The sequence below is a fragment of the Proteus sp. ZN5 genome (genome assembly GCF_011046025.1).
Classification (GTDB): domain Bacteria; phylum Pseudomonadota; class Gammaproteobacteria; order Enterobacterales; family Enterobacteriaceae; genus Proteus.
In genome coordinates this window covers 2,120,426-2,143,305 of record NZ_CP047639.1, presented here as the reverse complement: position 1 = coordinate 2,143,305, position 22,880 = coordinate 2,120,426, and the positions used below count along the sequence as shown (strand labels likewise).

The window sequence follows — 22,880 nt, the reverse complement described above, 5'->3', positions numbered from 1 at the left end:
ACCTTTTACACCAAAAATTACCTAGCATCTTCAAAAGTTTGTAACGTAAGAGTAGAGTGATAGAACAGTTATTCGCTAGGACAGCCTTTTTATTTGTATCTTTCTATATGAATAGCAATTGGCGATAAATGTCGCTAAGTCGCCACAGTAGAGATACACGTCAGACCCTATTAGGTAAACGCGCTATGAATCAGATTAAAAAATCAAACAAACTCGAGCATGTCTGTTACGACATTAGAGGTCCGGTTTTGCAAGAAGCAAAACGTCTGGAAGAAGAAGGTAATAAAGTTTTAAAACTCAATATTGGTAACCCGGCACCTTTTGGCTTTGAAGCACCTGATGAAATATTAGTAGATGTTATTCGCAATCTACCAAGCTCACAGGGCTATAGTGATTCAAAAGGGCTATTCTCTGCACGCAAAGCAATCATGCAGCATTATCAAGCTCGTGACATGCGTGACGTCACTGTTGAAGATATTTATATTGGTAATGGTGTTTCTGAGTTAATCGTACAAGCGATGCAAGCTTTATTAAATAATGGCGATGAAATGCTTGTACCTGCGCCTGATTATCCATTGTGGACAGCAGCCGTTTCTCTTTCAGGAGGAAATGCGGTTCACTACATGTGTGATGAGCAACAAGGTTGGTTCCCTGATTTAGATGACATCCGCAGTAAAATCACAAAAAATACCCGCGGTATTGTTATTATCAATCCAAATAACCCAACAGGTGCGGTATATAGCAAAGACATTCTGATGGAAATCGTTGAAATTGCACGTCAACATGACCTGATTATCTTCGCTGACGAAATCTACGATAAAATTCTGTATGATGATGCTCAACATCATTCTATTGCTGCAATGGCGCCCGATTTATTGACCGTGACATTTAATGGTTTATCAAAAACCTATCGTGTTGCTGGTTTCCGTCAAGGCTGGATGGTATTAAACGGCCCTAAAAAACATGCTAAAAGCTATATTGAAGGCTTGAATATGTTAGCGTCTATGCGTTTATGTGCTAACGTTCCGATGCAACATGCCATTCAAACTGCATTAGGTGGCTATCAAAGTATTAGTGAATTTATTCTGCCAGGTGGTCGCTTATATGAACAACGCAATCGTGCTTGGGAACTGATCAATCAAATTCCGGGTGTTTCTTGTGTTAAACCTATGGGTGCATTGTATATGTTCCCTAAAATAGACCTTAACCGTTACAGTATTAAAGACGATCAAAAAATGATCCTCGATTTATTACTCCAAGAGAAAGTATTACTGGTACAAGGTACAGCCTTTAACTGGCCATACCCAGACCATTTCCGTATCGTTACTCTTCCGCGTGAAGACGATTTAGATATGGCAATTCAAAAATTCGGTCGCTTTATTGTCGGTTATCATCAATAAGATTACCTGCATATAAAATAAAACGCAGTATAACAACCAGTTATATTGCGTTTTTTTATTTTCTTTTCTATTAACGTTTACATCTACCTGTTATCCACTCACAATAATGCCTTCAATCACGCAATTGGGAGATATTATGAGTTACTTTTTTGCCCACCTTTCTCGCTTAAAACTCATTACTCGTTGGCCTTTAATGCGTAATATCCGCCAAGAAAATGTTTCTGAACACAGTTTACAAGTCGCTTTTGTCGCCCATGCCCTAGCGGTGATTAAAAATCGTAAATTTGGTGGTAATGTCAATGCTGAACGTATTGCATTACAAGCGATGTATCATGATGCCAGTGAAGTGATCACCGGTGATATGCCGACACCGATTAAGTACCATAATCCACAAATTGCTCATGAATATAAAAAAATAGAAAAATATGCCCAGCAAAAATTAATTGAAATGTTACCAGAAGAATTACAAGACGATTTTCGCCCTCTTATTGATGAGCAATTACATAGTGAGGAAGAAACCTTTATTGTCAAACAAGCTGATAGTTTATGTGCTTATTTAAAATGCCTTGAAGAGCTTGCCGCTGGTAATAGTGAATTTAATTTAGCCAAAAATCGCTTAGAAAAAACGTTAGCCGAAAGACATAGCCCAGAGATGGACTATTTTATGAAGGTATTTGTACCAGGGTTTAGTTTATCGCTTGATGAAATTAGTGAGTAAAAAAATCAGCTTATGATAATATATTATCGTAAGCTGATTTTTAATTAATTTTAATTGTTAAAAGTATTTTTATTATTAATAGACTGGAAGTAAGGTGAACTTTCGTACTGAATATGACTAATAGACCTTTCATTTTCTAGTTGAGGTTCATCTGTATGTATCTTTGATGAAATCCATAAATTCTTATCTAATTTTATTTTTTGAGTCGGTGGATTATTCTTTTTTTCAAAAGATGTATATTCTATTTCTTGTGGATATTTTGCAATACTATCATTAATACTTTCCTTCAAATTTTCAGCTGTAGACTTATTATAAATATGCCGAACACCTCTTTTCTCTTCATTTTTATTTAATAAATCTTTCTGTATTTGATTTAATTTTATCGGTTCACCTATCGTAACATTTGATTCAATTTTACTAAAAAAGCTGACAATATTATTTTTAATACTACTAATACTAGATGCTAATCTTGAAAAAATTGATTTACTTTTTTCATTAGAACCTATACCAACAACTTTTCCGCTATTATTAAGGACTTGAAATGTAATACCCATAATTATCTCTTTATCTATAAATAAATGTATAGACAAAGAATACACCTCTAATTTGAATTAATTTTCAGAAAAAAAACATCTATAAATAGATTATATATTACACATAAGAAACCTCTGACCAATAAATCATAACCACCCGTAAAACGGGTGGTTTGCTCTTGCCCTATAAGGGCTTGTTACCGACTGCGCCTAAATGACGCTGCTTTCTCTTCGTTCAAGCTAAGTGTCTTTGCTACTTTGGCTTACCCCTTGAAGGGGTTTTCATATTCTTTACTGCTCAATTTATCCGAGATTAAATCCGACTTTTCTTGCTCTCTGATATACTTTTGAATTGTGGCTTCATTGAGTCCAACTGTTGTGACATAGAACCCTTCCGCCCAAAACTTTCTGTTGCCAAATTTATATTTGAGATTGGCATGTCTATCAAAGATCATCAACGAACTTTTACCTTTCAAATATCCCATGAAACTTGATACGCATATCTTCGGTGGAATACTCACTAACATATGAACATGATCTGGCATAAGATGCCCTTCGATTATTTCCACACCTTTATATTTACAAAGGTCTCGAAGGATTTCACCTATACTTGAACGAATTTTATTAAAAATCACTTTCCGTCTATATTTCGGCGAAAAGACGATATGGTATTTACACAGCCACTTTGTATGTGCTGAGCTTTGTGCTTTAATGCCCATAAACACCTTTCCTTATTTAAGTTACGAATATTAGCTTGAACATCTATATCGTAACGGAAAGGTGTTTTTCTTGGTATAACCTTTAATACCCACCCGCATAGCGGGTGGTTTTATATTTAAGACGCTGACGCGACTTAAACTGGCTAAAGCCCATAATAAAAAACGCTGTTTATTAATTAACAAACAGCGTTTTTGCAAAACAAAAATATTGATAATTAGAATGGGAATAATAGCGGGATCAAGAACACGCTAATAAACATCACAATAATGGTAAATGGCACCCCAATCTTAATAAAGTCTGCAAACTTATAACCGCCGGGCTCAAGAATGAGTGTATTGACTGGTGATGAAACTGGCGTCATAAATGCGGCTGAAGCAGCCACACCGATCACCATTGCAAATGGTAATGGTGAAACATTCATTTGGTTTGCAGCGGCAATAGCAATTGGCGCCATTAATACTGCGGTTGCAGTATTCGAGATAAACAACCCAATTGATGCACAAAGTATAAATAAACACACCAACATCACTTGAGGACCGGCACTACCTGCAACATCCATTAAGCCATTTACAATAAGCTCAATACCGCCTGTTTTTTGCAATGCGGCAGCAAAAGGCATCATACCGACAATTAAAATAATACTTGGCCAATGAATGGAACGATAAGCACTTTCCATATCAATACAGCGGAACTTACCCATTAATAAACAAGCAATAAGTGCTGCAATAAAATTAGGGACTTCATTCGTCACCATTAATGCCACCATTAATGCTAACGAAAATAAGGCATGAGGTGCTTGAGATGAAGCAGGAGCAACCGTTTCAATTTCAGCAGCCAAATTTAATACGATAAAATTACGTGGTTTAGTTGATAAAATGCGAATAAGTTTCCAATCACCAATCACCAATAACACATCACCAAGGCGTAATGGCTCATCGACGATTTTACCCGGCAAGGCGCTTCCTTCACGGCGAATAGCAACGACGTTTAAGCCATAGCGAGTACGAAATTTAATTTCCCTTAATGATTTGCCTAATAATTCTGAATCAGGATTCATGGATACTTCAGCAAGCCCTACATCACGAGATTGTTCAGAAAAATATTCACCTCGTAGCACCATTGGCTCTAGCATCTGTTCACGGCAAAACTCACGTAAATCGACATCACTGGCTGACATATCAACTAATAAAACATCACGCTCTCTTAATTCAGTGCCACCGGTTGCGCTAACCATAACACGCCGAAACCGCCTCCAGCGTTCAATACCGACAACGTTTGCACCATAACGAGAACGTAAATGCAATTCATCAAGTGAATGACCGATAAGCGGAGAACCTTTACGAATGGCTAAACGACGAGCACGTCCTGCTAATTGATAATCACGAATAAGATCACGGAAAGTACGACGATAAGCTTCTTTTTGCTTGCCATTATCATTGTTTCCTAACCAACGCCGTACCACCAGCATATATAAAATACCAGCGAATAATACCGCGATACCAATAGGTGTAATGGAGAAAAATTGAAAACTTGGTAACCCTTCTCTAACTAGCTCACTGTTAACAACCATATTAGGAGGTGTTGCCACTAAGGTCATTAACCCACTAATAAGTCCAGCAAAACCTAACGGCATCATTAAACGCCCAGGGGATGTTTTCATTCGAGCAGCAACACTAAGCACAACTGGGATAAAGATGGCAACCACTCCCGTTGAACTCATGAAAGCACCTAGACTTGCAACACATATCATTAATAGCACAAGCATTTTAACTTCACTGCTACCCGCGACACGAACTAGCCAGTCTCCCATTTGATAAGCCACACCTGTTCTCACTAACCCTTCTCCAATAACAAAAAGAGCAGCAATAAGTAATACGTTAGGATCGCTAAATCCTACCGTGGCTTCATTTAATGAGAGAGTACCGCTAAGAACGAATGCAATGATGACAAGTAAAGCGACCACATCCATGCGGATTTTGTTGGTCGTAAAAAGGACAATAGCTATCAATAGCAGGCTTAAAACCCATAATAATTCGCTATTCAAAATGGCCTCGATCAGCAATAAGTGAAAACAGGTTAAGACATCAATTCACTACATTGATAAGTAGACCATTTTTACAACAATAAGTCTTCTAATATGATCAAAGAAAAGACTATCTTTTGTGCGTTATTGTCACTTTTTTAGCTTGCTTCTCGATTTGAATATCATTTAAAGAATCAATAATTAAATGAATCTCATTACGGCGAGGAAGAGAAAGAGGTGCATGAACAGCAACAACTTGGCATCCTGCATCTAAACCAGAATAAATACCCGCGGCTGCATCTTCAAAAACCACACAATCTTGTGGTAATAAACCCAATTTTTTGGCGCCTAAAAGATAAGGCTCAGGATTAGGTTTGCCTTTACTGATACATTCCGCTGTGACCCAATGCTTAGGTTCAGGGATACCTGTGACAGATTGGCGCGTTGAGGCAATAGGAACAGTACCTGATGTAACAATCGCCCAAGGAATATTTAAGTCATTAAGGCGGTTAATCAGTTCAATGGCACCCGGAAGCGGTGCTAACCCTTCGGTTTGTGTTGATTCTAATTTTTCTAACCAACGAAAAGTCTCTGTTATCTCTTGTTCGGTTGCATTAGGCATAAAATGGCGAATCGACTCAATGGCAGGTTTTCCATGGATGTATTCATTAATCTCTTGTGTTGATACACCTACGCGCTCACCAAATAGCGCCCAACAATGTTCAACAACCGGTAATGAATCAACTAATGTTCCATCAAGATCAAACAGAAAACCTTTACATGTGATTGCCATATTTTATGCCTACCTTTATCTTACAGTGGTGCGCTAATGATTACGCATTAAGTATTTGTTGAATTTCAACGGTGCTAAGGTGATATTGGCGAGGGCACGCTAACCAAACGTTAAGCATTCTTTGGTATTTCTCCCACATTGGTGTTTGAGAATTAAAACCATGACTACCACTATCGAAATGCGTGTAACGCCCTTCTGTATTCACCATAAAACGCACATAGCTAAGATAGCGGGATTCTGTCGCCGCATCAAAACCTATAAATGCGACACGGCGAGCATCAGGCATCTCTTGTTCTTTTAAGTTATCACGAGAAACTTGCAATGCATGGTACATTTCCATGACGTTAATAATGGTACGGCAGGTCTCTTCTGACATTTCATCGAAGTCACGGTCAAGTTCACGTAATTGTAATCCATACCCACGTTCAATAATTGTCTGATAGCGACGATAACGTTCAGCGTTATCAGGATCCATCATAGTCATCATTTTATATTGATTAGAGAGGATCAAGCGTTGTGCGTGTGTCATTTCCATCATTAATTCTCCAAAGAAATTATTGCAAGGATCATGTCATTAATCAAAAGTATTGAGTAGTACTAACTACGCGTTTTTTGATCTCAACGGGGTAATTCAGATGACAATCATGACAAACGAAGAAGGTAGAACAAATGTTCTACACATCATCAAGAAAAGAGCGATCGAGTTGCTTAAAAGCACGTTTCAATAAATGGGCTAAAGAAAGGTAAGTAGGTGTTTGCTCAACAGGGGCTAAAGCGATGCCAGCTTCTTCAAATTTCTCACGAATTTCATAAAACCAGCGTAATAACGTAGCTGGAAGTGGTGTTGCTGCACGTTTACCCAACCACCATAATCCTTGCATTGGCAAGCTACAAGCAAAAAGCGCGGTCGTAATTGCAGGCCCCAAATTACCACCTAATGCGATTTGCCATGTCATTGTAAAAATGGCGATAGGTGGCATATAGCGAATACCAAAGCGTGTGGCTTTGACAATACGGTTTTCAGGGAAAACAGGCGCTAACTGCTTTTCAACCGGCCAGGTTTTTAAATACTCGTTACCCAAACGAAGCTTCTTAAAAAAGCCGGGGGGAGTCACTGTCGGTTCGCTCATAATGACCTCAATCAATTTCTTCTGTAACTTTTAAAAAATATCTATAAAGAATAAAAATCTTTTAGTAGAATTAAGTATATTTTGTCTTTGTTGCCTTTACTCTGTATCCTGTGCCCATTCTAAAGGTTTGTGGCAATAAAGCGCTATATTTTGTTTGCCGGCGTGATTTTCAACCCTTTTCGTCGATTTTAACGCGAAAAGCTAATGGGTGAATAAAAATCGTCCAATTAATGATTGGCAACTATAATTAGCATCAAGTTTTTTACTTTAAGCATGATGCGCGTCATTAATGTCATCATAGGAATGCGATAGGCTTTTATGATTGACGTTTTATTAACCACCGTCTTTATAATATAAAAGACACTACGACAACAAGATAAATAGGTAATTCCATGTCAAGTAAGCTGGTGCTGGTACTGAACTGCGGTAGTTCTTCTCTTAAATTTGCAATTATCAACCCAGAAAATGGTGAAGAATTCCTGTCAGGTTTAGCTGAATGCTTCAACCTTCCTGAAGCCCGCCTGAAGTGGAAAATGGATGGACAAAAACACGAAGCTGCGTTAGGCGCAGGTGCTGCTCATAGCGAAGCATTAAACTTTATCGTAAATACTATTCTGGCTGAAAAACCAGAACTGTCTGCACAAATTGCTTCAATTGGTCACCGTATTGTTCACGGTGGTGAGAAATTCACTAAATCTGTCGTGATCACTGACGAAGTTATCAAAGGTATTGAAGCTGCTATCCCATTTGCTCCATTACATAACCCAGCTCACCTTATTGGTATTGAAGAAGCGCGTAAAGCATTCCCTCATTTAATTGAAAAAATGGTTGCGGTATTTGACACTGCATTCCACCAAACAATGCCAGAAGAAGCTTATTTGTATGCTCTGCCATACAGCTTATATAAAGATCACAGCATCCGTCGTTACGGTGCTCACGGAACTAGCCATTTCTACGTTTCTCGTGAAGCCGCTAAAATGTTAAACAAACCTGTTGATGAACTGAACGTAATCACTTGCCACTTAGGTAATGGTGGTTCTGTTTCAGCTGTTGTTAACGGTAAATGTGTTGATACTTCTATGGGGCTGACTCCATTAGAAGGTTTAGTAATGGGTACTCGTAGTGGTGATATCGATCCTGCTATCGTGTTCCATTTACACGACACTTTAGGTATGAGCGTTGAAGACATCAACAAACTGCTAACTAAAGAATCTGGTCTGTTAGGTTTAACAGAAGTCACTAGTGACTGCCGTTATGTTGAAGATAACTACGACACTAAAGCAGATGCTAAACGTGCAATGGACGTTTACTGCCATCGTTTAGCGAAATACATCGGTTCTTACTGTGCACTGATGGAAGGTCGTTTAGATGCTATTATCTTCACTGGTGGTATCGGTGAAAACGCAGCAATGGTACGTGAATTATCTCTGAAAAAACTAGCTCTGTTAGGTTTTGAAGTGGATCATCAACGTAACTTAGATGCACGTTTCGGTAAATCAGGCACTATCACTACCGATAACAGCCGTCTTGCTGTTGTTATCCCAACTAACGAAGAGTTAGTTATCGCTCAGGACGCAAGTCGCCTGACCGCTTAAGTTCTTTGATGTACTGCCAGTGTCATGCTGGCAGTACTGTTTTACATAACGAGCAACCGATATTTAAAGAGGTTTCCGTGTCCCGTACAATTATGCTAGTCCCAACTGATACACGCGTAGGTTTAACCAGCGTCAGCTTGGGTGTTATCCGTTCTATGGAACAAAAAGGCGTTCGCCTTAGCGTGTTCAAGCCAATTGCACAACCTCGTGTAAAAGGCGCTTTAGATCAGACAACTGCGATTATCCGCTCTCACTCCACTATTCAATCATCAGAACCTTTAAACATGGATTATGTTGAGTCTCTACTCAGCTCAAACCAAAAAGATGTTCTAATGGAAGAAATTGTTGCTAGATACCATGAAAACACCGCTGATGCAGAAGTTATTCTCATCGAAGGTCTGGTACCTATGCGTAAGCATCCTTTTGCACAATCATTAAACTATGAAATTGCAAAAACATTAGGTGCTGAAATTGTTTTCGTGACTGCATTAGGTAACAACACTGTTGAACAGCTAAAAGAGCGTATCGAATTTGCGCGTGCTGAATTTGGCGGTGTAAAAAACCAAAACATCACAGGCGTTATTGTTAACAAACTAAATGCACCTGTTGATGATCAAGGCCGTACTCGCCCTGACTTATCTGAAATCTTTGATGATTCAAGTAAAGCGATTATCTCTAATGTCGATTTAAAAACCATTGAAAAAAATAGCCCACTGCCTTTACTGGGTTGCATTCCTTGGAACTTCGATTTAATCGCCACTCGTGCAACAGATATGGCAAAACACTTAAATGCGACTATCGTCAATAAAGGCGATATTGAAACCCGTCGTATTAAGTCTGTAACTTTCTGTGCTCGTAGTATTCCACACATGTTAGAGCATTTCCGTCCAGGTTCACTTTTAGTGACTTCAGCGGATCGCCCAGATGTATTAGTTTCAGCATGCCTTGCAGCAATGAATGGCGTTGAAATTGGTGCAATCCTACTAACAGGTGGTTACCAAATCGATGCTCCTATCAAACAACTTTGTGAACGTGCATTCGAAACTGGCTTACCAATCTTTATGGTTAATGCGAACACTTGGCAGACCTCTTTAAATCTGCAAAGCTTTAGCTTAGAAGTACCTGCTGATGACCATGAGCGCATTGAAAAAATTCAGAACTACGTTGCTCAACATATCAATACACAATGGATTGATTCACTGACTGCTAACTCTGAACGCCCTAACCGTTTATCACCACCAGCATTCCGTTATCAATTAACAGAATTAGCACGTAAAGCGAAAAAACGTATCGTTTTACCAGAAGGTGATGAGCCACGTACTGTTAAAGCAGCAGCAATTTGTGCTGAGCGTGGTATCGCAACTTGCGTACTGTTAGGCGATCCTGAAGAAATTCGTCGTGTAGCAACCGCACAAGGTGTTGAATTAGGCACAGGCATTGAGTTAGTCAATCCTAAAGAAGTACGTGAAATCTATGTACCTCGCTTAGTTGAACTGCGCAAAAATAAAGGTATGACAGAAGTTGTTGCTCGTGAACAGTTAGAAGATAACGTTGTTCTCGGCACATTAATGCTGGAAAAAGGTGAAGTAGACGGCCTAGTTTCTGGTGCTGTTCATACAACAGCTAACACTATTCGCCCACCACTACAGTTAATCAAAACTGCACCAGGTAGCTCATTAGTGTCTTCTGTGTTCTTTATGCTGTTACCAGAACAAGTTTATGTTTATGGTGACTGTGCAATTAACCCAGATCCAACAGCAGAACAACTGGCTGAAATCGCAATCCAATCTGCAGACTCTGCAATTGCATTCGGTATTGACCCTCGCGTTGCGATGATCTCTTATTCTACTGGTAACTCTGGTGCAGGTAGCGATGTAGAGAAAGTTCGTGAAGCGACACGTTTAGCACAAGAAAAACGCCCTGATCTGATGATTGATGGTCCTTTACAATACGACGCAGCTGTTATGGCTGATGTTGCTAAATCTAAAGCGCCAAACTCACCAGTTGCAGGTAAAGCGACTGTGTTTATCTTCCCTGATCTGAACACCGGTAATACCACTTATAAAGCGGTACAACGTTCAGCTGACTTGGTTTCAATTGGACCAATGTTACAAGGTATGCGTAAACCAGTGAATGACCTTTCTCGTGGTGCATTAGTAGACGATATCGTCTACACCGTTGCGTTGACAGCGATTCAAGCAAGCCAACAAGAAAACGCATAATTATTGAAGTTCGCTTCAAATAAAAAAACGCCAGATGATTAATTTCATTTGGCGTTTTTTATTCTACAGATTTTTTATTTGAGTGACTGCTCCCCGCCGTAAACGGCGAGGCTTCCCACTTCTCAGGCCGCAACCATCTGTGTGACGGATTTACGCTGGCCTCCATGGGCAGAGACGACGAGACCCGCCGCCTGTAATTCCAGTATGCCCTTCTGCCGGATATTGATAGCCGCATTGATATCACGGTCATGGTCAACTCCGCATTCAGGGCATTGCCATATACGCTTGTTTAGCGGCATTTCCGGCATTTTGTGACCGCAGCAGTGACAGGTTTTCGAACTGGCGAACCATTGATCCAGTTTCACTACATGAACACCTCTTTCTGCCGCTTTATATTCCAGCTTTGAGATAAATCCACGCCATCCCGCATCGCCTATCGCACGAGCCAGATGGAGGTTCTTCATCATATTTGCCGCTTTCAGCGTCTCTACAATTACCGCTTGGTTTTCGTCAACAATTGTACGTGAGAGTTTGTGCTGGAAATCAGCGCGAGCATTGGCTACCCGTTCGTGTACGCCAGCAAGCTGTAGGCGAGCTTTTCGACGATTCGCACTGCCTTTTTTCTTACGTGATAACGCTTTCTGTTTCCGTCGTAGGTTACGGCTGGCGTTGATGAGATGGCGCGGATTAGCAACCTTATCGCCATTCGACTCTATCACGTAATGAGACAGCCCCATATCCAGACCGGTAACGGATGTGACCAATGCGGGTTTTGCTGGCGTTTCGGTTTCATCATCACAGAGTATGGAAGCGTAGTATTTACCCGATGCCGTTCTAGACAACGTGATACTTTTTATTTTGCCGGTAATTTCCCTGTGAATACAGGCTTCTATAGGAGACAGCTTGGGGATCTTAACGGCATTACCCAGAACTTTTACCCCAACACAGTGATAACTCGATTGCTTACCATACTTGCTTTTGAATGCCGGAAAACGGGCTTTCAGTTTTGGGTTATAAAAGTTGGGAAAGGCGACATCAAGATTAATCACCGCCTGTTGTAACGCAATAGAATCATAGTCCTTTAACCATGAATATTTCCGCGATTTTTTCGCCACGGACAACAACGGTTTCAGCTCTTTTCGTGGGCTTAAGCTCACACTGTAATGCTTGTAAATATGCTTTTTGATGTGCAGAGCTTTATTGTACGCAAAACGCACGGCACCGAACTGGGCATTCAGATATTCTGCCTGTTCCGGTGTCGGATAAATGCGTACTTTCGTAGCTCTTAACATAATCAGCGCTCATAGCTATAGTCATTAAATGATAACATTACAGAGGATTTATTCAATTGAGCGGTCAACATAAATTATTGGAAGGTTTCCTTCGGCAGAGGCACAGCGTCAGCAGAATACGCAACTTCGGATGCAGAGTAAAACGGGGTTGCTGTGGTCAAGATCGTACTTTGTTTGTAGCGCCGGAGGAACAACGATTGAAACACTCAGAGCTTATGTTAAGAGTCAGTCAACGCCTAACTGATTTTTAAAGCCCTACGGGCTTTTCGCCTTATATCCCCGTCCGCATTAGGCGGGGGTTTACGGCGGATTTTGCTAAATTTCGAGGCAGTCTCAAAACCAGACAACTTGGTTCTGTCTGTTTTATAAAGAAGCGTCAAATAAAATCACACATATAAACACTCAATACGAAAACAATTAACACATTGATTTTACTTACTTATTTATATTTTTATTATTCAGAAAAAGATAGGAATGAGGTGGGTTTCTGTTAGTATGCAGGTGGGTGCTTGGATCATTTTGGTTCAAGCATTTGCGAGAGCCAAAAAGACGAAAGCCCCGAATTTTAATTTACTAAAATCCGAGGCAGTCTCAAAACACGACAACTTGATTCTGTCTCCTTTATAAAGGAGTGTCAAGAGAAATGACTAAGCTTGCCCTATTAGGGCTGATTACTGTATGTATTACAGTTTTGTGTTTTGCTTTACTGAAACATGAAAGATTATGTTCTTTTAATATCAGTAGTGGCGACACCGTAGTTCAAGCTATTTTATCTTGCGATAAATAGTTTTGTGGGGGAAATTCCCCCACAATTTCTCTCAAAAGTTGTTGAGATTGGTGATCACAAGCACCCTACTTTAATCCACGAGTACACGCTGATTGGTCGCACCCCACAAAATCGACATCTCTGTAAACAGTGCACCACTAATATCTTCAACCTCTTCAGCAGTGATCTCTGCATTACCTTGCTTACCAAAGAACACGACTTCATCCCCTGATTTGATATTTTTAAGATCAGTAATATCAACAATCACCGTATTCATTGATGTTTTACCTAAAACAGGCACACGTTGGCCACCAATTAAAGCATGCCCTGCATTACTAAAGACTCGACGATAACCATCTGCATAACCGACAGGAATATTAGCTAATACTGAATCACGTTTTAGTGTGTAAGTGCGATCATAACCAACAGTATTTCCTTTAAGATAATAATTGATTGAGGCAATGTTGGATTTAAAAGTCATAACACGTTTGTAATCTGTACTTGCGATGGTATCACCATAAAAAATCCCGCCTACACGCACCATATCTAGCCATGATTCAGGTACGGTAATTGTGGCAAAAGTATTTGCCATATGCAGAGTAACGTCTTTACGATTTAACCCAGTAACATCCAATACCTTTTGTGATTGCTGTTTAAAACGAGCGAGATCTTCTCTTACTTTATCCGCATCTTCTTCAGGGTAATGAGACATAATGCCAACCACTTTAAGGTTAGCTAATTGAGCAATTTGCTTCGCCTCTTCAAGCCCTGCTTTGTTATTGACCTCTAAACCATTACGAGACATTCCACCTGAGTTTAAGGCAAGATGAATAGAGATCACTTTATTTTGTTGTTTAGCAATGGCATCTAATTTCTTAGCCATATCTAAGTTACCAATTAATTCTTCCACGTTATAGCTTGTCGCCTGAGCCATTTCTTGCTCTGTGGCATTACGTACACGCATTAAACGACCTTGAAATCCTAGATCACGAACTTCTTTTAGCTCTTGGTTATTCGTTACACCAATACATTGCACATTATTTTCAATCATAACAGGTGCGACTAATGATAAATCATGACCATATGCATCACCTTTTAAAACAGCACAAAGCGAGGATTTATCACCTAAAAGTGATTGGACTTTTTTCACATTAAAATCGAGCGCACTACGTGAGATTTCAATCCATGAGTTATTCACAATTGCAGGTTGAACCTGAGCTGTTTGAGTCGCTGGTGGATTGTGATTAACTGGTTGTTGGCAAGCAGTGATAACAAAAAGTGGTAACAACGTAAGATATCGAATACCAAAAGACATCTTCTTTTTCCTTAGTGATTGTGATGTTAAACCTATTTTTATAATTAATTAGGTACGAAAATATACACACAGTGAATATTCACTCAGGATAATAGCATTACTATTCATAAAATAAACATATTAATTCAAAATGATATATGTATCAGCTCAATGACGAAAATGAATAGAAAAGGGAAAGAAAATTATAGGTGTGATCCCTGTAGGAAACACCAGTCTATTCCCGTGCATACGGGGAACACTCTAATCATAATATACTGAATATATAAAAGAAATTTAAGTCCATTATTTTTACCAAAAAAATGCCCGACTAATTAGAAAGTCGAGCATCTATTAAAATTCAATAAATGAATATTATCAACGAACAATAATACCTAACAGAATACCGATAACACCAAAGTCTGCATCACTAAATGTAGTGTTAGCAATACCGATATCACCAAGTACTGGTAATAGGAACACAGGTAAGAACGTGATTAATAAACCTTGAACGAATGCGCCTAAAATCGCACCACGACGTCCACCTGTTGCATTACCAAATACCCCTGCTGTTGCACCCACAAAGAAGTGAGGAACAACACCCGGAATTATCACTGTCCAATCTAAGGCATACAGAATAAACATGCCGATAACACCCGCAGCAAAGCTACTTAAAAAGCCCACTAAAACTGCATTTGGTGCATAAGGGAATACAACTGGGCAATCTAACGCTGGTTTTGCATTAGGAACTAACTTATCTGAAATACCTTTAAATGCAGGGACAATTTCAGCAATAACCATACGCACACCTTGCAGAATAATATAAACGCCAGCTGCAAAAGTGATAGATTGCATTAACGAGAACATAAACCAGTTTTTACCACCACTGACTTCGCGAACAAAAGCATCTCCCGCGAATAAACAGGTAATGATAAAGATAATACCCATAGTGAAAGCAATGGCGACGGGTGTATCACGTAAAAATAGTAAGCTTTTAGGAACATTCATCTCTTCTGTTGAATGCTCTTTATTACCAAATTTACTACCGATAAAGCCGGCAACAACATAAGAAATAGTTGAGAAGTGTCCTAATGCAACATCATCAGAGCCAGTAATTTTTTTCATATAAGGATGTGCAATGGCTGGGAAAAATACCATTGAAATCCCAACAACTAATGAACCTACCGCAACTAATACTGTGCCTTCTAAGCCCGCAGTTGCCAAAATAACGGCCACCATCATTGACATAAATAATGTATGGTGACCAGTTAAGAAAATAAATTTCCACGGCGTTAAACGTGCAATTAAGATATTAATCAACATGGCAAAAAACATAATTAATGCCATCTCTTTACCAAAGCTTTTTTGTGCAATAGAGACAATCGCCTCGTTATTAGGCACAACACCTTGAATACCGAATGCATGTTGGAAAATCGTTGAGAAATCACCCAGTGAATTAATTACAAGACCTGCACCAGCACCTAAAATCACAAAACCCATAATGGTTTTCACGGTGCCTTTAATACATTCTGTAACTGGTTTTTTCTGGGCAATTAAACCAATCAATGCAATCAAACCCACTAAAATAGCCGGTTCTGAAAGCACATCACTCATTAGAAAGCGGAAAAAGTCCATGATAGGCTCCTTATAACGCGCCTAATTCACGTAATGCGACAGAAAGCTTCTCTTTCATCGCCACTTTATCAATCATGTTATCGAGTGAAACAACCTTTCCATTTACCGCTTGTGAATTAAGTTGCTCAGCAATATCGCGTGTACCTACATAGATATCACTTGGTGTACCTTTTGCTGAACCCAGATCAACGTGATCCACTTCTGCATTTACAGCAAGATCTTTTAGGATGCTTTTGATGCTCATTTCCATCATTAAGCTACTACCTAAACCATTTCCACATACAACAGTAATTTTCATGATATTCCCCTTGGTAATTTAAATCGTCATTAATAATTGTTGATAACGGCTAATACATCCGCTTTGCTTTTCGCATTAAATAGCTTTTGAATATCAGTGTCGTTATCAAAAAGTTCGGCTAATTTCATAATGGCATTAATATGGCTATCGTTATCTGTTGCAGCCAAAACAATCAGTAATTTCACAGGATCGTTTTCATCAGCACCAAACTCAACACCTTGCTCAACAATGGTTAATGCAAGAGAAAGTTGATTAACACCATCCTCAGGACGTGCATGAGGCATCGCAATGCCTGGACCTAATACATAATATGGCCCGATTTTTTCGTGTGATTTATAAATTGCATCGATATAACGAGGTTCAATACAACCTTTATCAATTAATGGCTGACACGCCACTTTAACGGCTTCTCGCCAATCGCTAACGTTTGGAACCACTTGCACCACATCCGGTGTTAATAACGTTTTAAGCATATTTGTAACCTCAATAAGACTCTCTTTGAGCTTCGTTATTAAGGATAGTAATCATTAATGGTAGCGCTATCTAGATAGAACATTCGTAATTGTGATAGCGCTATCATTTTAATGAAATGTTAATTGCAGAAAATGCCAACAATTGACACTGTATTGTTTCAGCATAATAGGAAGATTTCAGGTAGGATCTGCGGTTAATAAAATAGGCTAAGCAAGCATAATCACAAATGATCAAAACACGTAAGCGCCGAAATACAGGTCGCGTCACATTACAAGATGTCGCTAAACATGCAGGAGTCGGTTCAATGACCGTTTCTCGTGCATTGCGAACCCCTGAATTAGTTTCTGATAAGTTACGAGAAAAAGTTAATCAAGCAGTAGAAGAGCTTGGCTATATTCCTAATGCCTCAGCAGGCGCTTTAGCTTCAGCACAAAGCCATATTATTGCGGTACTGTTGCCTTCTTTTACAGATAGAGTCAGTGCGGATTTTATGCAGTCTTTGCAACAAATACTCAATCGCCATCAGTATCAAATTTTAGTTGGTTGCTATGAGCATCAGCCTCACAAAGCTAGTGATGTAATTAATATGCTATTACAAAGTAATCCTGCTGCATTGGTTGCCTTTGGTTCACAGCTTAGCCCAACTCATTTTTTACATATCAGTAATGCCAATGTGCCTGTTGTCAGTGTCGCTAGCCAATCGGATGAACAGGCAGCAATTAGTATTGATTGTTCTTATGAGCAAGCTGCGTATGATTTAACAAACCATTTAGTCACTCAAGGAAAGCGTTGTATTGGCTATATTGGTGCGTTACAAGGGCAACGCCTGCACCACCAGCAAATAACGGGTTGGTCACGAGCATTACTTAAAAATTATTTAAACGCTGAGCAAAGTGTCACTACACCGGATCCTGCATCTATGGCATACGGCCGGCAAGCGCTAACAGAGATTTTATTGCGCCAACCTGAACTCGATGCAGTTATTTGTAGTCATGAAAGTATTGCGCTAGGTATGATTTTTGAGTGTCAACGTCGATTAATCAAGATCCCACAAGATCTGGCTATTGCTTGTTTAGAAGGCTCTGAAAATAGCGATCAGATATCTCCTTCTCTCACATCAATTCGTTTTGATTATCACAAAATGGGAAAAGAGGCAGGAAAACATCTGATAGCACTTTTACAACGCTTGAGAGACGAAGATGATAACGCTATATTCGAAGATACCGTTATCAACTATGCTTATCGATTTGAACTAGGGCAAAGTACCCCTTAATCTACTGTTTCTCTGCTTTCTAGGCGTGTACTGTTGTTACGCGTTAACCAAAGAGAAAGGGCTTTTAATGAATCCGGTGTGAACTCATCACAACGTTCAGTAATTTCAGAGGGAGTTAACCAACACACTTCCTCAATTTCTTCTGCTTGCAGTGCGAAAGGCCCATGAGAAACACAACTAAACAGACTTCCCCATACGCGACAACTTTCATCATCATAATAAAATTGGCCATGCTCAGCAAAAGGAACTCCAGCAATACCTAACTCTTCTTCTGCTTCACGACGTGCACTTTCAAGTAAATTCTCACCTTGTTGAACTACACCACCCGCAGTAGCATCCAACCAACCCGGATAAAAATCTTTTGTTTCAGTTCTACGCTGCGCCAAGATTTTTCCCATTCCATCATGAACAACGATATAAGTTGCTCTATGTCTTAGGTTTTCAGCTCGCATTTGTTGACGTGTTGCTTGTGCAACGACTTCATTTTTATCATCAACAATATCAACCCATTCAACCAATGCCGTCTTTTCTTGTTCCATCCTCAACAAACCTTTTTTAACCGATACTAAACGATCGTAATTTTTATCCTGAATATACCAAAATCACTATTTTTCACCACTACAATAATCATACGTGACTTGTTTTATCCATCTTGCGCTTTTTTGCTTTTTATGATGTTAGAAGGCAGACTGTGATTATCTTGTGTATTTAGTGCCTACTTTATTTTGGAGCTTTTAATGATTGACTTATATTATGCAGATACCCCAAATGGCCAAAAAATAACGCTTTTTCTTGAAGAAACAGGCATACCTTATCAGTTACATCGCATTGATATTAGTAAAGGCGATCAATTTAAGCCTGAATTTTTAGCAATTTCACCCAATAATAAAATTCCCGCTATTGTAGATAACTCACCTATTGATGGGGGTGAACCTATCTCTATTTTTGAATCAGGTGCTATTCTTATCTATCTAGCTGAAAAAAGTGGCAAATTGATTAGCAAAAATTTACGAGAAAAAACAACACAACTACAATGGCTGTTTTGGCAAGTGGGTGGATTTGGCCCAATGTTGGGGCAAAATCATCACTTCACTCGTTATGCCACAGAAAAAGTTCCTTATGCGATTAAACGTTATACTGAAGAAACACAGCGACTATATAGCGTATTAGAGAAAAGGTTAGCGCAATCAGCTTACCTTGGTGGAGAAGAGTACAGTATCGCAGATATCGCCACATATACATGGGCTCGTCTGCACGATCACCACAATATTGATTTGGCAAATTACCCAGCAATTCAAAAATGGTTAAACAATATTAACCAGCGCCCAGCAACGAAAAAACTCTTTGGTTAATATAAGCAATTCATATATCAGGATGATATTTATTCTTTATCAAGCAAGCAGATCAGGAGGATTGTGATGAAAATTCTTATCACTGGTGGTACAGGATTAATTGGCAAAGCATTAGTTTGTGAGCTTGCGCTCGCAAATAATGATATTACGGTGCTTTCTCGTTCACCTCAAAAAGTCTATTCTCATTTTTGTAATGAAATCACCTGTTGGACTCAACTCAACGATAAACAAAATCTTAATGAGTTTGATGCCGTAATTAATCTTGCTGGAGAGCCTATTGCTGATAATCGTTGGACACCTTCTCAAAAGCAGAAACTCGTTAATAGCCGTTGTCATTTAACTCAGAAATTGGTTGATTTAATTAAAGCCAGTGATCCGCCCCCAGCTGTCTTTATTTCTGGCTCAGCGGTGGGATTTTATGGTGATCAAGGTGATACTCGAGTTACTGAAAAAACACCAGCAAATCCAGAGTTTACACATGAGCTTTGTGCTAAATGGGAACGCATTGCACTTGAAGCACAAACACCATTAACACGGGTTTGCTTGTTACGTACAGGGATTGTACTTTCAACACTCGGTGGCGCGCTGCCTAAAATGAGCAAACCTTTTAAGTTAGGATTAGGCGGCAAATTGGGAAGTGGGAAACAATATATGCCGTGGATCCATATTGATGATATGGTCAATGCGATTGTTTTCTTGCTTAAGAACCAAGATGCTAAAGGTGCTTTTAACTTAACAGCGCCTGAGCCTGTACAAAACAAAGAGTTTACTCGTCTATTAGGAAAAGCCTTTAATCGCCCAGCCTTAATGACGGTTCCCGAAAGCATATTACGTTTAGTGATGGGAGAAAGCGCCACATTAGTGTTAGGTGGGCAGCAAGCTATTCCTGAAAAACTACTCAGTGCCGGCTTTGAATTTCGCTACCCTCATTTAGAAGAGGCATTAAAAGATATTATTACCACAGGAAAATAATCTCTTTTTATTCGGAATAAATATTCTACCAAATAGATACTCTAAATAATTCAAGGTGTAGCTAGGCGACAAGTAAATAAGTCGCTAGGAGCATACAATAGTATGTGACTAGTACGAATGAACGTCGTCAACAACGCTACAACTTGAAGTATGACGAGTATACTTAGCGAGCAGGTTTATCGCCTTCCCACCGTTGAAACAAATCATCAGGTAAATCAATCTCAAACTGATCGAGTACACGATTAACTGTTTGATTGACAATATCATCGATGGTTTTAGGCTGAAAGTAGAATGCTGGCACGGGCGGCATAATCACTGCACCTAACTCTGACGCTTGTGTCATTAATCGCAAATGGCCTAAATGTAGTGGTGTTTCACGCACACATAACACCAACTTACGTCCCTCTTTTAATACCACATCCGCAGCGCGAGTCACTAAGGTATCTGTATAGCTATGAACAATGCCTGACAGACTTTTAATTGAACAAGGCAATATAACCATTCCATTGACACGAAACGATCCTGAAGAGATAGATGCGCCAATATCGCGATCATCATAAATGACATCCGCTAAAGCATGGATATCTTTTAGCGAATAATCGGTTTCTAATGAAATAGTACGGCGTGCAGCTTGGCTAATCACTAAATGTGTTTCAACTGATGGCACTGATTTCAGTATCTCTAATAACCGTATACCGTAAATTGCACCACTGGCTCCTGTTAGCCCAACTATCAGCTTTTTCATTATGATCCTCAGAATATATATCTTTGTTAATCATTATGATGATTAACCCTCAAAAAACAAGCGTCGATGCAGAACACGCTGGCATCGACGCTTTATAAGAGAGGTATCTTACCGAAAAATTAGCCTTCGTTATAGATTTCCAAATTTTCTATTTCATTCTGATCACGAATTTTATGTTCATCATCACGACGTAGATTTTCTAAATAATCCAAGTAATCTTGGTCAATATCTTTTGTAATATAAACACCGTCAAACACAGAACATTCAAACTGATTAATATCAGGATTCTCTTCTTGTACTGCGGCGATTAAATCAGTGAGATCTTGGAAAATAAGCCCATCAGCACCAATTAATTTACGAATTTCATCCACTTCACGCCCATGAGCAATAAGTTCATTGGCATTTGGCATATCAATACCATACACATTAGGGAAGCGAACTTCTGGCGCAGCTGATGCAAAATAGACTTTCTTCGCACCTGCTTCTCTTGCAAGCTCGACGATTTGTTCTGACGTTGTACCACGTACAATAGAGTCATCAATCAATAGAACATTTTTATCACGAAACTCTGCGCGATTTGCATTCAGTTTACGTCTAACCGACTTACGGCGCTCTTGCTGACCCGGCATAATAAAAGTACGGCCAACATAGCGATTTTTTACAAAGCCTTGGCGATAAGGTTTATTGAGAATATGCGCAATTTCTAAAGCGATATCACAAGATGTTTCAGGAATTGGGATCACAACATCAATGTGTAAATCATCCCACTCTTTCGCAATTTTAGTGCCTAATTTCTGTCCCATGCGTAAACGCGCATTATAAACCGAAATTTTATCGATAAAGGAATCAGGGCGAGCAAAGTAAACATACTCAAATAAACAAGGCATTAATTGAGGATTTTCAGCACATTGGCGAGTAAAGAGCTGCCCTTGCTCTGTGATATAAACCGCTTCACCCGGTGCCACATCACGCAAGAATTCAAAACCTAAAGTATCAAGCGCAACACTTTCAGATGCGACCATATATTCATGGCGACCATCTTCTAAGGTACGTTTACCTAATACTAAAGGGCGAATACCAAAGGGATCACGAAAAGCCAGTAAGCCATGACCGATGATCAAAGCAACACAAGCATAAGCACCGCGGAGTTTTTTATGCATTGCCGCAACGGCTGCAAAAATATTATCTGGTTCAAGAGGGAAATGGTCAAAACGATCTAATTCATATGCCAATACATTAAGCAGTATTTCAGAATCAGAGGTGGTATTGATATGGCGACGCGCTGTTTCAAATAATTGGCGACGTAATAAATGCGCATTGGTTAAATTACCATTATGCGCCAACGTGATACCAAATGGTGAATTCACATAAAAAGGCTGCGCTTCTGATGCACTAGAACTACCCGCTGTAGGATAACGGACATGCCCTATCCCGATAGTACCTTTTAAACGCAACATATGACGGGTTTCGAACACATCTTTAACCAGTCCGTTAGCTTTGCGAAGACGGAAACCGTTGTTACCGTCTATTGTTGCAATGCCTGCTGCATCTTGACCTCGGTGTTGTAACACCGTTAACGCATCATAAATTGATTGGTTTACTGGATTAGCTCCAGCGATACCGACAATACCGCACATGAATAGATCCT

Annotated in this window: 22 protein-coding genes and 1 pseudogene; 9 read left to right on the top strand and 14 right to left on the bottom strand. The window is 39.5% G+C overall.

Annotated elements, in window-relative coordinates; translation table 11 throughout:
• The first annotated feature begins 185 nt into the window (after positions 1-185).
• Together GTK47_RS09830 and yfbR are read left to right on the top strand one after the other, a co-directional pair.
• Positions 186-1,400 (top strand): pyridoxal phosphate-dependent aminotransferase, encoded by a 1,215-nt coding sequence (locus GTK47_RS09830; RefSeq protein ID WP_088495123.1) that lies wholly within the window; start codon positions 186-188, stop codon positions 1,398-1,400.
• A gap of 136 nt (positions 1,401-1,536) precedes the next feature.
• Entirely contained in the window at positions 1,537-2,118 is a 582-nt protein-coding gene (gene yfbR, locus GTK47_RS09825; protein ID WP_075670630.1) for a 5'-deoxynucleotidase, read from the top strand.
• A 50-nt stretch (positions 2,119-2,168) separates the two neighbouring features.
• Here the strand turns inward: yfbR and GTK47_RS09820 are convergent, their stop codons facing one another.
• From GTK47_RS09820 to yfbV, 6 genes are all read right to left on the bottom strand, one after another.
• On the bottom strand, positions 2,169-2,672 hold the full coding sequence (locus GTK47_RS09820) for a hypothetical protein (RefSeq protein ID WP_165122928.1): 504 nt from the start codon (positions 2,670-2,672) through the stop codon (positions 2,169-2,171).
• 242 nt (positions 2,673-2,914) lie between these two features.
• Complete coding sequence (gene tnpA / locus GTK47_RS09815) at positions 2,915-3,370, bottom strand: IS200/IS605 family transposase (RefSeq protein ID WP_165121832.1); 456 nt, start codon at positions 3,368-3,370, stop codon at positions 2,915-2,917.
• A 215-nt stretch (positions 3,371-3,585) separates the two neighbouring features.
• Positions 3,586-5,415 carry an SLC13 family permease gene (locus GTK47_RS09810; RefSeq protein WP_165122927.1) on the bottom strand — a complete coding sequence of 610 codons (1,830 nt, stop codon included), beginning with the start codon at positions 5,413-5,415 and terminating at the stop codon, positions 3,586-3,588.
• A gap of 109 nt (positions 5,416-5,524) precedes the next feature.
• The gene (locus GTK47_RS09805; protein ID WP_165122926.1) at positions 5,525-6,187 is read right to left on the bottom strand and encodes a sugar phosphatase; all 663 of its coding nucleotides are present in this window, start codon (positions 6,185-6,187) and stop codon (positions 5,525-5,527) included.
• A 40-nt stretch (positions 6,188-6,227) separates the two neighbouring features.
• A complete protein-coding gene (locus tag GTK47_RS09800; protein WP_100158514.1) occupies positions 6,228-6,722 on the bottom strand; it encodes a YfbU family protein in 495 nt (164 codons plus the stop codon).
• Between the two features lie 139 nt (positions 6,723-6,861).
• Positions 6,862-7,317, bottom strand: a complete 456-nt coding sequence (yfbV, locus tag GTK47_RS09795; RefSeq protein WP_069367978.1) for a terminus macrodomain insulation protein YfbV — start codon at positions 7,315-7,317, stop codon at positions 6,862-6,864.
• A gap of 392 nt (positions 7,318-7,709) precedes the next feature.
• Here yfbV and ackA point away from each other — a divergent pair, with 392 nt between their 5' ends.
• Both ackA and pta read left to right on the top strand, forming a co-directional pair.
• On the top strand, positions 7,710-8,912 hold the full coding sequence (gene ackA / locus GTK47_RS09790) for an acetate kinase (protein ID WP_006533321.1): 1,203 nt from the start codon (positions 7,710-7,712) through the stop codon (positions 8,910-8,912).
• Between the two features lie 77 nt (positions 8,913-8,989).
• Entirely contained in the window at positions 8,990-11,134 is a 2,145-nt protein-coding gene (pta, locus tag GTK47_RS09785) for a phosphate acetyltransferase (protein ID WP_109393051.1), read from the top strand.
• Between the two features lie 122 nt (positions 11,135-11,256).
• On the opposite strand, the gene GTK47_RS09780 is transcribed toward pta, so the two are convergent.
• Positions 11,257-12,426, bottom strand: coding sequence for an RNA-guided endonuclease TnpB family protein (locus GTK47_RS09780; protein ID WP_165122925.1), 1,170 nt, complete (start codon positions 12,424-12,426; stop codon positions 11,257-11,259).
• Between the two features lie 100 nt (positions 12,427-12,526).
• Here GTK47_RS09780 and GTK47_RS09775 point away from each other — a divergent pair.
• Together GTK47_RS09775 and GTK47_RS09770 are read left to right on the top strand one after the other, a co-directional pair.
• A pseudogene (locus tag GTK47_RS09775) lies at positions 12,527-12,670 on the top strand (transposase); the annotation flags it as partial.
• Positions 12,671-13,069: 399 nt separating this feature from the next.
• A complete protein-coding gene (locus tag GTK47_RS09770) occupies positions 13,070-13,213 on the top strand; it encodes a Hok/Gef family protein (protein WP_072063187.1) in 144 nt (47 codons plus the stop codon).
• A 70-nt stretch (positions 13,214-13,283) separates the two neighbouring features.
• Here GTK47_RS09770 and alr read toward each other — a convergent pair whose 3' ends face one another.
• The 4 genes from alr to GTK47_RS09750 form a co-directional block, all read right to left on the bottom strand.
• Positions 13,284-14,507 (bottom strand): alanine racemase, encoded by a 1,224-nt coding sequence (gene alr / locus GTK47_RS09765; RefSeq protein ID WP_165122924.1) that lies wholly within the window; start codon positions 14,505-14,507, stop codon positions 13,284-13,286.
• Between the two features lie 354 nt (positions 14,508-14,861).
• Positions 14,862-16,118, bottom strand: a complete 1,257-nt coding sequence (locus GTK47_RS09760) for a PTS ascorbate transporter subunit IIC (protein WP_099073795.1) — start codon at positions 16,116-16,118, stop codon at positions 14,862-14,864.
• Between the two features lie 10 nt (positions 16,119-16,128).
• Positions 16,129-16,416, bottom strand: a complete 288-nt coding sequence (locus tag GTK47_RS09755; protein ID WP_098942352.1) for a PTS sugar transporter subunit IIB — start codon at positions 16,414-16,416, stop codon at positions 16,129-16,131.
• Between the two features lie 29 nt (positions 16,417-16,445).
• A complete protein-coding gene (locus GTK47_RS09750) occupies positions 16,446-16,889 on the bottom strand; it encodes a PTS sugar transporter subunit IIA (RefSeq protein WP_075670614.1) in 444 nt (147 codons plus the stop codon).
• Between the two features lie 227 nt (positions 16,890-17,116).
• Between GTK47_RS09750 and GTK47_RS09745 the strand changes: the two genes are divergently transcribed.
• Entirely contained in the window at positions 17,117-18,163 is a 1,047-nt protein-coding gene (locus GTK47_RS09745) for a LacI family DNA-binding transcriptional regulator (protein WP_165122923.1), read from the top strand.
• On the opposite strand, the gene yfcD is transcribed toward GTK47_RS09745, so the two are convergent.
• Positions 18,160-18,702, bottom strand: a complete 543-nt coding sequence (gene yfcD / locus GTK47_RS09740) for an NUDIX hydrolase YfcD (protein WP_072063189.1) — start codon at positions 18,700-18,702, stop codon at positions 18,160-18,162. The genes GTK47_RS09745 and yfcD overlap by 4 nt on opposite strands.
• 198 nt (positions 18,703-18,900) lie before the next feature.
• On the opposite strand from yfcD, the gene GTK47_RS09735 reads away from it, so the two are divergent.
• Together GTK47_RS09735 and GTK47_RS09730 are read left to right on the top strand one after the other, a co-directional pair.
• Positions 18,901-19,515 (top strand): glutathione binding-like protein, encoded by a 615-nt coding sequence (locus GTK47_RS09735; protein WP_165122922.1) that lies wholly within the window; start codon positions 18,901-18,903, stop codon positions 19,513-19,515.
• Positions 19,516-19,581: 66 nt separating this feature from the next.
• Positions 19,582-20,487 (top strand): TIGR01777 family oxidoreductase, encoded by a 906-nt coding sequence (locus GTK47_RS09730; RefSeq protein WP_165122921.1) that lies wholly within the window; start codon positions 19,582-19,584, stop codon positions 20,485-20,487.
• Between the two features lie 163 nt (positions 20,488-20,650).
• On the opposite strand, the gene GTK47_RS09725 is transcribed toward GTK47_RS09730, so the two are convergent.
• Both GTK47_RS09725 and purF read right to left on the bottom strand, forming a co-directional pair.
• Positions 20,651-21,232 (bottom strand): UbiX family flavin prenyltransferase, encoded by a 582-nt coding sequence (locus GTK47_RS09725; protein WP_006533335.1) that lies wholly within the window; start codon positions 21,230-21,232, stop codon positions 20,651-20,653.
• A gap of 119 nt (positions 21,233-21,351) precedes the next feature.
• Positions 21,352-22,869 (bottom strand): amidophosphoribosyltransferase, encoded by a 1,518-nt coding sequence (gene purF / locus GTK47_RS09720; RefSeq protein ID WP_165122920.1) that lies wholly within the window; start codon positions 22,867-22,869, stop codon positions 21,352-21,354.
• Positions 22,870-22,880: the final 11 nt, after the last annotated feature.

Coding starts and splice junctions, on each gene's coding strand:
- GTK47_RS09830 (WP_088495123.1), top strand. CDS start 186: ATGAATCAGATTAAAAAATCAAACAAACTCGAGCATGTCTGTTACGAC.
- yfbR (WP_075670630.1), top strand. CDS start 1,537: ATGAGTTACTTTTTTGCCCACCTTTCTCGCTTAAAACTCATTACTCGT.
- GTK47_RS09820 (WP_165122928.1), bottom strand. CDS start 2,672: ATGGGTATTACATTTCAAGTCCTTAATAATAGCGGAAAAGTTGTTGGT.
- tnpA (WP_165121832.1), bottom strand. CDS start 3,370: ATGGGCATTAAAGCACAAAGCTCAGCACATACAAAGTGGCTGTGTAAA.
- GTK47_RS09805 (WP_165122926.1), bottom strand. CDS start 6,187: ATGGCAATCACATGTAAAGGTTTTCTGTTTGATCTTGATGGAACATTA.
- GTK47_RS09800 (WP_100158514.1), bottom strand. CDS start 6,722: ATGGAAATGACACACGCACAACGCTTGATCCTCTCTAATCAATATAAA.
- yfbV (WP_069367978.1), bottom strand. CDS start 7,317: ATGAGCGAACCGACAGTGACTCCCCCCGGCTTTTTTAAGAAGCTTCGT.
- ackA (WP_006533321.1), top strand. CDS start 7,710: ATGTCAAGTAAGCTGGTGCTGGTACTGAACTGCGGTAGTTCTTCTCTT.
- GTK47_RS09780 (WP_165122925.1), bottom strand. CDS start 12,426: ATGTTAAGAGCTACGAAAGTACGCATTTATCCGACACCGGAACAGGCA.
- GTK47_RS09770 (WP_072063187.1), top strand. CDS start 13,070: ATGACTAAGCTTGCCCTATTAGGGCTGATTACTGTATGTATTACAGTT.
- alr (WP_165122924.1), bottom strand. CDS start 14,507: ATGTCTTTTGGTATTCGATATCTTACGTTGTTACCACTTTTTGTTATC.
- GTK47_RS09760 (WP_099073795.1), bottom strand. CDS start 16,118: ATGGACTTTTTCCGCTTTCTAATGAGTGATGTGCTTTCAGAACCGGCT.
- GTK47_RS09755 (WP_098942352.1), bottom strand. CDS start 16,416: ATGAAAATTACTGTTGTATGTGGAAATGGTTTAGGTAGTAGCTTAATG.
- GTK47_RS09750 (WP_075670614.1), bottom strand. CDS start 16,889: ATGCTTAAAACGTTATTAACACCGGATGTGGTGCAAGTGGTTCCAAAC.
- GTK47_RS09745 (WP_165122923.1), top strand. CDS start 17,117: ATGATCAAAACACGTAAGCGCCGAAATACAGGTCGCGTCACATTACAA.
- yfcD (WP_072063189.1), bottom strand. CDS start 18,702: ATGGAACAAGAAAAGACGGCATTGGTTGAATGGGTTGATATTGTTGAT.
- GTK47_RS09735 (WP_165122922.1), top strand. CDS start 18,901: ATGATTGACTTATATTATGCAGATACCCCAAATGGCCAAAAAATAACG.
- GTK47_RS09730 (WP_165122921.1), top strand. CDS start 19,582: ATGAAAATTCTTATCACTGGTGGTACAGGATTAATTGGCAAAGCATTA.
- GTK47_RS09725 (WP_006533335.1), bottom strand. CDS start 21,232: ATGAAAAAGCTGATAGTTGGGCTAACAGGAGCCAGTGGTGCAATTTAC.
- purF (WP_165122920.1), bottom strand. CDS start 22,869: ATGTGCGGTATTGTCGGTATCGCTGGAGCTAATCCAGTAAACCAATCA.